The organism is Streptomyces sp. NPDC031274, from assembly GCF_055570235.1.
The window spans coordinates 1-1,455 of sequence record NZ_JBVIHP010000209.1 but is presented as its reverse complement, the minus strand read 5'-3'; the positions used below and the strand labels follow the sequence as shown (position 1 = coordinate 1,455).

Annotated in this window: 3 protein-coding genes; 2 read left to right on the top strand and 1 reads right to left on the bottom strand. The window is 65.7% G+C overall.

The genetic code is table 11. From position 1 onward, the window contains the following. Both ACZ5CR_RS45050 and ACZ5CR_RS45045 read left to right on the top strand, forming a co-directional pair. Window positions 1-243 (top strand): helix-turn-helix domain-containing protein (locus ACZ5CR_RS45050; protein ID WP_468869410.1); only part of this gene is annotated, 243 nt, incomplete at its 5' end. A 78-nt stretch (window positions 244-321) separates the two neighbouring features. Beyond that, entirely contained in the window at window positions 322-900 is a 579-nt protein-coding gene (locus ACZ5CR_RS45045) for a hypothetical protein (RefSeq protein ID WP_468869408.1), read from the top strand. Here the strand turns inward: ACZ5CR_RS45045 and ACZ5CR_RS45040 are convergent. Then, a partial coding sequence (locus ACZ5CR_RS45040) for a hypothetical protein (RefSeq protein ID WP_468869404.1) occupies window positions 890-1,455 on the bottom strand: 566 nt, incomplete at its 5' end. The two genes, ACZ5CR_RS45045 and ACZ5CR_RS45040, sit on opposite strands and share 11 nt — an antisense overlap.

The following is a 1,455-nucleotide window of genomic DNA, read 5'->3' as shown; positions in this document are numbered from 1 at the left end:
GACGTTCCGTGCCGTGTGGCCCGTGCGCTCCTCGACCTGTCGCGCCGCTTCCGCGTCCAGTCGCAGGAAGGCATCCACGTGGTGCACGACCTCACCCAGGAAGAGTTGGCCCAGCTCGTGGGTGCGTCCCGCGAGACGGTCAACAAGGCGTTGGCGGACTTCGCGGGGCGTGGCTGGCTGCGCCTGGAGGCCCGTGCCGTGATCCTGCTCGATGTGGAGCGGCTCGCCAAGCGTTCGCGCTGAGGCCTCACGCCCGAGCAATCAGGACGGGCGGCGCCCCGACTCTGCAAGATCAACAGTCCGGTTCACCCCCGTATCCTGATGTTCAGGACCTTTGGGGGGAACATGCGTAAGTATCCGCACCGCACGAAGCTGGTCACCGTCCTCGTGGGAACGTGCGTAGTGACGGCCGCCGCGATCTTGCTTGTCACCGCGGAGGGGGACGACTGGGATCGCAGCCTCACCTACTCGGAGCGGACGGTGATCCCCGTGGGTGGTGGCCGAATCGAGATCGCCTATGAATCGGTAGATAAGGCGTCATCGAATATCCCCAATTACGGCGACCGGACTTACACGCCGCACATATCAGTGACGGCGTACAACGATTCCGCCGAGGCAAAGACCTACACGATCAGATTCGACGTGTCGCGGTCTGGAGCTCCAGTGCACGCCAGCAGCAACGCAGTGACTATGTCCGGAGTGCAGCCCGACAGCAGGAGCCGCGCCCAGTACGAGATCACGCAGAAGGAACGCAGCGGGGAATCTGGGGAGGCGGCGGAGGACGGAATTTCGTCGGAGCAGGAGACATACGTTGACAGCCCGACCGGCAAGGACTTCACCCTGGAGATACGAGAGGTGAAGTCAGAGAAGCACTACGCAGAATCCGGCTCTACTCGCTGACGTCATCCGCCTCTTCCTCGGGGGCCGCTGATTCGGTGTACTTCCGTCTGGTGCCCGTCTCGGACCGTTGCCCGGCCCTGATCCGTTCGACTTCCTGACGGGCGTCCTCAATTGGGTACCCGGCGTCTTGCAGCATGCGGATGCCAGTCTCCAGCGAGAGCACGCCCGCGGTAACGCCGCGCACCACCTCTTCCAAGATGGCCGTCCGGTCGGTGGGGGTGTGCGGGCCGAACACGATCTGAGCCGACAGCGGGGCCCCTGCAGCCCAGCCCTCTGCGCGGCCGGCCTGATGGATCCGCTGGACCATCTTCAACAGCAGCGCGTACTTGTGGGCGCGCGCGAGCCGCATGGAGTCGACCAGGGAGTCCAGGGGACCGAGGGACAGCTGCAGGGCGTATCCGCTGGGCACGTCGGAAGGATCGACGGTTCCCAAGCTGACGGCGGGGAGCCGGGCATTGACGGCGGCCCTGTCTCGGACCTCCTCGACCCGGGCACGCAGCTCGGCGAGCTGGTGCGAGGTGTCGAGGACGTCCATGCGGCCGCCGTCGGCGAGCG

Coding starts and splice junctions, on each gene's coding strand:
- ACZ5CR_RS45045 (WP_468869408.1), top strand. CDS start 322: ATGTTCAGGACCTTTGGGGGGAACATGCGTAAGTATCCGCACCGCACG.